At 64.2% G+C, this 7,736-nt stretch carries 8 protein-coding genes; 3 read left to right on the top strand and 5 right to left on the bottom strand.

Annotated elements, in window-relative coordinates:
* Positions 1-468: 468 nt before the first annotated feature.
* The gene (locus VGP39_RS05625) at positions 469-1,368 is read left to right on the top strand and encodes an EamA family transporter (RefSeq protein WP_327567119.1); all 900 of its coding nucleotides are present in this window, start codon (positions 469-471) and stop codon (positions 1,366-1,368) included.
* Between the two features lie 104 nt (positions 1,369-1,472).
* Here the strand turns inward: VGP39_RS05625 and VGP39_RS05630 are convergent, their stop codons facing one another.
* The 4 genes from VGP39_RS05630 to VGP39_RS05645 are packed head-to-tail and all read right to left on the bottom strand — an operon-like array spanning position 1,473 to position 3,907.
* On the bottom strand, positions 1,473-1,943 hold the full coding sequence (locus tag VGP39_RS05630) for a DUF1178 family protein (protein WP_327567120.1): 471 nt from the start codon (positions 1,941-1,943) through the stop codon (positions 1,473-1,475).
* Positions 1,940-2,818, bottom strand: coding sequence for a carbon-nitrogen hydrolase family protein (locus VGP39_RS05635; protein WP_327567121.1), 879 nt, complete (start codon positions 2,816-2,818; stop codon positions 1,940-1,942). The genes VGP39_RS05630 and VGP39_RS05635 overlap by 4 nt, the downstream gene beginning before the upstream one ends.
* The gene (gene grxC / locus VGP39_RS05640; protein WP_327567122.1) at positions 2,815-3,090 is read right to left on the bottom strand and encodes a glutaredoxin 3; all 276 of its coding nucleotides are present in this window, start codon (positions 3,088-3,090) and stop codon (positions 2,815-2,817) included. The genes VGP39_RS05635 and grxC overlap by 4 nt, the downstream gene beginning before the upstream one ends.
* A 28-nt stretch (positions 3,091-3,118) precedes the next feature.
* The gene (locus tag VGP39_RS05645; protein ID WP_327567123.1) at positions 3,119-3,907 is read right to left on the bottom strand and encodes a ComF family protein; all 789 of its coding nucleotides are present in this window, start codon (positions 3,905-3,907) and stop codon (positions 3,119-3,121) included.
* Between the two features lie 80 nt (positions 3,908-3,987).
* Here VGP39_RS05645 and VGP39_RS05650 point away from each other — a divergent pair, with 80 nt between their 5' ends.
* On the top strand, positions 3,988-4,842 hold the full coding sequence (locus VGP39_RS05650) for a methyltransferase domain-containing protein (protein ID WP_327567124.1): 855 nt from the start codon (positions 3,988-3,990) through the stop codon (positions 4,840-4,842).
* 60 nt (positions 4,843-4,902) lie between these two features.
* Here the strand turns inward: VGP39_RS05650 and VGP39_RS05655 are convergent, their stop codons facing one another.
* Positions 4,903-5,877, bottom strand: a complete 975-nt coding sequence (locus tag VGP39_RS05655; RefSeq protein ID WP_327567125.1) for an aliphatic sulfonate ABC transporter substrate-binding protein — start codon at positions 5,875-5,877, stop codon at positions 4,903-4,905.
* A 270-nt stretch (positions 5,878-6,147) separates the two neighbouring features.
* On the opposite strand from VGP39_RS05655, the gene glnD reads away from it, so the two are divergent.
* Positions 6,148-7,736 (top strand): [protein-PII] uridylyltransferase (gene glnD / locus VGP39_RS05660; protein WP_327567126.1); only part of this gene is annotated, 1,589 nt, incomplete at its 3' end.

The following is a 7,736-nucleotide window of genomic DNA, read 5'->3' on the forward strand; positions in this document are numbered from 1 at the left end:
GCTGGTGGCCAAGGTGGAGCGCCGGGAGGTGCCGCGCCCTACGTCACTGGGCGCGCGCGGTGCCTTGCCGCGCGAGGTGGGTACGTTAATCCCGCCTCAAGGGGTGCCCGCTGGTGCCCTGGCGCCTCCCGCCGCTCCATCGCCTCGCTTGGGTTCGCGAGGGACTGGCAAACCTCGGACGCATTGCGCCGCGAGAACGCGAAAGTGTGGCTGTTTGAATCGATGAATCGGAATTTGAGAAAGACGCCGCGACATATTCTGCGTCATACGCGGACTCGACCCGCCTGCGGGGCCGAAGCCGCTTCGGCGCGGCGAAGGCCCGCGTATCCATCATTCTTCGCAAGATGCTTTTTCCAAGAGGATGGATTGCCGGGTCAAGCCCGCTTGTGACGACCGAATATGTAGCCCATCGCCGCTATGACACGACTCCGGTTGACCCCACGGCTTCCGCCATTCTAACCCTAATCCATGTTCACCCTCGCCTCGCTCTGGATTCCCTTCACCATCACGGCCGCGCTGGGCCAGGTGGCGCGCAACGCCATGCAACGGCAGTTGACCGGGCCGCTGGGGACCTGGGGCGCCACCAATATCCGCTTCCTGTTCGGTTTTCCGTTCTCGCTGATCTTCTTTGCCGTTGTGATCGTCGCGACGGGCGACCACGTGCCGTGGCCGGCCGCGGGGTTCTGGCCGTGGCTGCTGCTCGGCGCGCTCAGCCAGATCGTCGCCACCGGGCTGATGCTGCTCGCGATGAACGACCGCTCGTTCGTGGTGACCACAGCTTACATAAAGACCGAAGCGATCCAGACCGCGGTCTTCGGATTCGTGTTTCTTGGCGATCATCTGACGGTGCTGAAGGTGGTCGCGATCCTGATCGCGACGATCGGCGTCGTCATCACCGCATTGCGGCCGGGCGGCGAGAAAGGGTTCGCCGAAGTGAAACCGACCATTATCGGCCTGGTCGCGGCCGCGGCTTTCGCGCTGTCCGCGATCGGCTTTCGCGGTGCGATCATCACCGTGCCCAACGTGTCGTTCGTGACCGCGGCATCCTATACGCTGGTGTGCGGGCTGTTCGTACAGACGCTGGTGCTGACGATCTATCTGTTGGCGCGCGCGCCCGACGTGCTCAGGAAAATTCTGAGCCTATGGAAGCCGTCGATGCTGGCGGGTTTCATGGGCGCGTTCGCGTCGCAATTCTGGTTTTTGGCGTTCGCACTCACCGCCGCCGCCAATGTGCGCACCCTGGCGCTGGTCGAGGTGCTGTTCGCGCAAGGCGTGGCGTACTACTCGTTCAAGCAGCCGCTGTCGGCGCGCGAACTCAGCGGTATCGCACTGATCGTGATCGGTGTCGCGATGCTGGTGGCGGTGTGATGAACCGTCATGCCCGGCCTTGTGCCGGGCATCCACGTCTTTCTTCTCGTTGAACGAAGCAAGACGTGGATGGCCGGGTCAAGCCCGGCCATGACGGAGCGCCGTCAGTTCCTATCGTCCGGCAGCACCGGCAGCGGCGACACTTCGACGCCTTCGTCGATCAGCGAACGCGCTTCCTCCGGTGAGGCCTCGCCGTAAATCGGGCGATGCTCGATATCGCCATAGTGCATCTTGCGGGCTTCGTTCGGAAAACGCTCGCCGACATTGTCGGCGTTCTTGACGATATGATCGCGCAGTTCCTTCAGCTTGACGCGCAGCTTGCGCTCCTGCGCCATCATCAGCGGGGTAGACGCAGGGGTCGCAACTTCGGTGGCGGCGGCAGGCGAGGGCTCGGCGCTGTCCCGGGTCTTCTTGCCGACGATTTGCGGGGCCATGATGGCGCGCTCGACCTTGGCCGAACCGCAGGCCGGACAGTTCACCAGCTTGCGCTTTTCCTGCGACTCGTAGGCCGACGAATTCTGAAACCAGCTTTCAAAGGCATGGCCGCGCTCGCAGCGTAAATTATACCGGATCATGCCGAGCCCCGCACCAGATGCAGATGTTCCGGACCTGTTTTCGGGTCGGCGAGGCTGAAGCGGCGGCCATGCTGCAGCGATGGGATGGACTTGCGGGCGCTCTCGACCCTGGTGGGATCGATCTTCGCCATCACGATTCCGGGCTCGACGCCGCCTTCGGCCAGCACCACGCCCCAGGGATCGACGATCAGCGAGTGGCCGTAGCACTCGCGTCCGCTCTCGTGCTTTCCTGCCTGCGCCGCGGCAAAAATATAGCAGCCGTTCTCGATGGCGCGGGCGCGCAGCAGCGTGTGCCAGTGCGCTTCGCCGGTCCTTACCGTGAACGCGGAGGGTACCGCGATGAACGCCGCGCCGCTTTCGGCCAGGGCCCGGTACAACGCCGGAAACCGCACGTCGTAGCAGATAGTGAGGCCGATGCGGCCCCAGGGCAAATCCGAAATGACCGCGGTCTCGCCCGGCTGGTAATTGGCCGACTCGCGATAGCTCTCGCCGCCGTCCAGTTCGATGTCGAACATGTGGATCTTGTCGTAGCTGGCAAGGATGCCGCCGTCCGGCGCGATCAGGAACGAACGGTTGACGGCGCGCTCCGGCGTCGCCCTCAGTGCCAGCGATCCGACGTGGAGATGGATCTTCAGTTCCCGCGCCAACTCCCGATAGGCCTTCAGCGAGAGGTCTTGGTCTTCCGGCGCCAGCAGTTCGAACAGCGCCTTGCGGTTTTTTTGAATGAGGTTGCTGACTTCAGGGGTCTGCAAGTAATTTGCGCCCTGCGCGGCAGCGTCGCGAATAAGAGCCTCGGCTTGCTTAAAACTCGCTTCAGGCGACAGGGAGGTGCGCATCTGCACCATGGCGGCCGTGAAGGAGAGATCAGCGCTCATGTATCGGCCTTTTCGCCCGCCAGCAGCGAATCGAGCTTGCCCTCGCGGTCCAGTGCATAGAGTTCGTCGCAGCCGCCGACATGGGTTTGGCCGATGAAGATCTGTGGAAAGGTCGAGCCGGCGCCGGCGCGATCCCACATTTGCTGACGAAGCGCCGGACCTTTCGAGACATCGAACTCGGTGAATACGGCGTTCTTGCGCGTCAGCAGCGACTTGGCGGCGCTGCAATAGCCGCAGCCCGGGCGGGTGTAGATTTCAATGGTAACGGTCATATCGCGCTCTGCTTCGAGAATTAACCGACTATATGGGAGCTTTGTGGGTGTCCACAACCCGGGCGAATACCAGCACGTCGACGCCCGCGGCTTTGGCGCGCAGCAGCGCCCGCGCGCAGGCGTCGGCGGTCGCCCCCGACGTCAGAACGTCGTCGATGAGGACGACACGGCGACCCTGAATTTGTGCATTTCGGTCCGCCGCGACCTTGAACGCGCCCTGTACATTGCTGGCGCGCTGCGATCGGGACAGCCCGATCTGCTGCTGGGTGGGGCGGATACGCCGCAGCGCGTCGCCCGCAACCGGCACGCCGGCGTGCTTTTCGATCGCGCGGGCGAGTGCGCCGGATTGATTGTAGCGGCGGCTCCAGCCGCGCCGCCAGTGCAGCGGCACCGGAACCAGCAGATCGGCCCCGGCGAGCAGTTCCTTGCCGGCCCGCGCCATCCAGCGCCCCATCGCCGGCGCCAGATCGGTGCGGTCGTGGTATTTCAACGCATGCACCAGCGTGCGCGCCACGTCATCATAGCGCACCGCGGCGCGGGCGCGCGAATAGGCCGGCGGATCAGCGATCGCCTCCATCGACAGCAGGCCGGGACCCGGGTCATAGACAAAGGGAATGCCGAGCCGCGGGCAGAGCGGCGGCGCGATGAACGACAGTTTTGCCCAGCACCCGGCGCAGACGCCAACGCCGGCAACCGGTGCGCGGCAGGCGACGCACAGCGTCGGCAGCGCGACATCGAGCGCCAGCCGCGCGGCATGCGACCACACCGCGCGCAAGGTGTGGCCGAACGAACGTGGCGGTGCGGTCCCGGCTTCCATGGGCGAAGGCTAGCAGCCCGGCCATTTGTTGCTCAAGCGCCGGATTGCCAGACACGGTTGTAACGGCGTACCAAACTGGCATGGCCGCCAACCCCAACGTCGCACCAATTCTGTTCGACCGCACGCTGTTGCGCGCGCGGCGGAAGCGTGCCGAAAAGCTGGGCCCCGCAACGTTCCTGCTCGACCGCGTCGCCGAAGACATGACGGAGCGGCTGCATGCAGTGCTGCGGGAATTTGCGCGCGCAGGCGACATTGGCACGCCAGGCGATCAGGTACGAAACGCGCTGACTAAACGCGTCGGCCAACTGGCGCGCGTCGATCTGCCGGACAGCGAATCCAGGCCGCTGCCGCTCGCGCCGGAGTCCATCGACCTCGCAGTCTCCGCGCTCGCCCTTCAATTCGTCAACGATCTGCCCGGCGTGCTGGCGCAAATCCGCCGCGCGCTGAAGCCGGACGGGCTGCTGCTGGCGGCGATGATCGGTGGCGATACGCTGACCGAGCTGCGGCAGTCGTTCGCAGCCGCGGAAGCCGAGCTTGAGGGTGGAATTTCGCCGCGGGTGGCTCCATTCGCGGACCTGCGCGATGTCGGCGCGCTGCTGCAGCGCGCAGGTTTTGCGCTGCCGGTCACCGACGTCGACCGCATCGTGGTGCGCTACGACAGCGCGTTGGCGCTGATGCAGGATTTGCGGCGCATGGGCGCGACCAATGTGCTGGTGGAGCGCCGCCATGTCCCGACCCGCCGCGCCACGCTGCTGCGGACGGCGCAAGTTTACGGCGAACGATTCGCCGATCCCGACGGCCGCATCCGCGCCACCTTCGATCTTGTCTGGCTGTCGGGCTGGGCGCCGCATCAAAGCCAGCAAAAGCCGCTGCCACCGGGATCAGCGAAGGCGAGTCTGGCCGAGGCGGTGAATAAATCTACGAAGCGCGGCTGATATGTCCCGACGCTGGGCGTCATTGCCGGGCAAGTCCGGCAATGAATCACGGTCCTTCCCTCAATTCGTCGGCAGCGGGACCTGGTCGTCGATCAGCGAATCCAGCGTAGCCTTGACGTCGACCTTGGCGTCCACCACGCCGGCCTGCTGTAGCGCGAGGCCCGCGGCGAGGATGGAGTCGCGCTGCGGCGCGCCGATGCGGCTGTGGGTGAGTTCGGTGCGTTCCTTGAGCTGCTTGTCGACGACCTCGCCCGGCAGCTTGGTGACGCCGATGAAGGTTTTCTTCAGGTCGTCGTAATTGCCCAGCGAAGTTTTGCGCGCTTCCTCATAGACCGCGAGCACGCGGCGGACCGCGTCTGGATAATCCTTCAAAAACTGCTCGCGGACATTGAGGATGCCCCAGGTGTTTGCGGCCGGCTTGCGGAAGAACAGTTTGGCGCCCTCCTCCACTTCGGCCTGCGCCATCATCGGGTCAAGACCGGCCCAGGCATCGACGTCGCCGCGGATCAGCGCGGTCTTGCCGTCGGCGTGCTGCAGCAGCACCGGGGTGATGTCCTTTTCGCTCAGGCCCGCGTCGAGCAGCGCGCGCACCAGGAATATGTGCGGATCGGTGCCGCGCGTCACCGCGACGCGCTTGCCCTTGAGGTCGGCGACATTCGCGATCTTCGAATCCTTGCCCGTGACCAGCGCGGTCCATTCGGGGCGCGAATACACATAGATCGACTTGATCGGATTGCCGTTGATCTTGGCGACCAGCGCCGCGGAGCCGGCGCTCGAGCCGAAATCGATCGAGCCGGCGTTGAGGAATTCCAGCGCCTTGTTGGAGCCGGCCGATTGCACCCAGACAATGCTGATGCCGTCCTTGGCAAATTCTTTTTCCAGCAAGCCCTTCTGCTTGAGGATCATCGACACCGGATTGTAGGTCGCCCAATCGATCCGAATCTCCTTGGGCGCGTCGGCGGCGAATGCGACGCCTCGACTCAGCGCCGAGACGGCGAGGGCGGCGGCCAAAGCACGCCGTGAAATCTTGAACATTGTCATTGTCTCCGTGAATGAAGGATCAAGCAGATGGCCGGGGATGGTCAACGCCGCCGGACCATTCCGCAGCCGCGGCACATTCCAAACGTCGGAAAAATTTCTTTTACTTCAATGAGTTAATTCGATGCGTCAAGAGAGAAAATACGTACCCCGAAAGCATCCGGGCGAGAACGCGATTGCTTAAAGCCCATGAAAAGCAGCATGGACGTGCTGCCATCCCACAATGATCCGTGACAGCGCCGGCGCCGTCCGATATCCGGATACTTCATGGACAGCGTTGTGACAGAGGCCCCTCCCGAGGCCGACGAGCGTTTCGACACGGCGAGGATCACCGCCGCGGTCGACGCGCTGGCCGCAAAACACGCCGGGCACGAGGATATTTTCCGCACCCATCTCGCGCAGTTGCTAAAGGCCGAATTCATCACCGCGCGCGCGGCGACGCAGACGGTGCTGCTGAAGGACCGTCACGGCCGGCGTTGCGCCGAACGGCTGTGTTTCATCCAGGACGAGATCATCCGCATCCTGTTCGCCGCGGCGACCCGGCATCTGTATCGCTCGCCGGTTCCGACCGGCGCCGAACGGATGGCGGTGATCGCCACGGGCGGCTATGGCCGCGGGCTGATGGCGCCGGAATCCGATATCGATCTGTTGTTCATCCTGCCCTACAAGCAGACCGCCTGGGGCGAACAGGTCGCGGAAGCCATCCTGTATTGCCTGTGGGACATGGGCCTGAAGGTCGGTCACGCCACGCGGTCGGTCGATGAATCGATCCGCCAGGCGCGCGGCGACATGACCATCCGCACCGCAATCCTGGAAACCCGGTTTTTGACCGGCGACCAGCCGCTGTACGACGAACTGGTCGCGCGCTTCGACAAGGAGGTCGTGCAGGGCAGCGCCGCCGAATTCGTCACCGCGAAACTGGCCGAGCGCGAGGAGCGCCTGCGCCGCGCCGGGCAATCGCGCTATCTGGTCGAGCCCAACGTCAAGGACGGCAAGGGCGGCCTGCGCGACCTGCACACGCTGTTCTGGATCGCAAAATACGTCTATCGCGTCCGCAGCACCGCCGAACTGGTCGAGAGCGGCGTATTCGACGCGCAGGAATACCGCACCTTCCGCCGCTGCGAGGATTTTCTGTGGTCGGTTCGCTGCAACCTGCATTTTGTCAGCGGCCGCGCCGAAGAGCGGGTGTCGTTCGACATGCAGCGCGAGATCGCGGTGCGGCTGGGATACACCTCGCATCCCGGCATGCAGGACGTCGAACGCTTCATGAAGCACTATTTCCTGATCGCCAAGGACGTCGGCGACCTCACCGCGATCCTGTGCGCAAAGCTGGAGGACCAGCAGGCCAAGCCGGCGCCGGTGCTGAGCCGCATGATGGCGCGGTTTCGCCCGGGCACCAAGCAGCGGCGGGTGCCCGACAGCGACGATTTTATCGTCGACAACAACCGCATCAATCTCGCAGCCCCCGACGTCTTCAAGCACGACCCCATCAACCTGATCCGGATCTTCCGCCTGGCGCAGAAGAACAATCTCGCGTTCCACCCCGACGCCATGCGCGCGGCGACGCGGTCGCTGAAGCTGATCAACACGCAACTGCGCGAGAATCCGGAGGCCAACCGGATTTTCATGGAGATCCTGACCTCGGACGACGCCGAGATCGTGCTGCGGCGGATGAACGAGACCGGCGTGCTCGGCCGCTTCATCCGCACCTTCGGCAAGATCGTCGCGATGATGCAGTTCAACATGTACCACCACTACACGGTGGACGAGCATCTGATCCGCTGCATCGGCATCCTTCAGGAGATCGAACGCGGCGGCAACGACGAATTCATCGTAGCCTCCGACCTGATGCGCAA

It is taken from the genome of Bradyrhizobium sp. (genome assembly GCF_036009065.1).
Classification (GTDB): Bacteria; Pseudomonadota; Alphaproteobacteria; order Rhizobiales; family Xanthobacteraceae; genus Bradyrhizobium.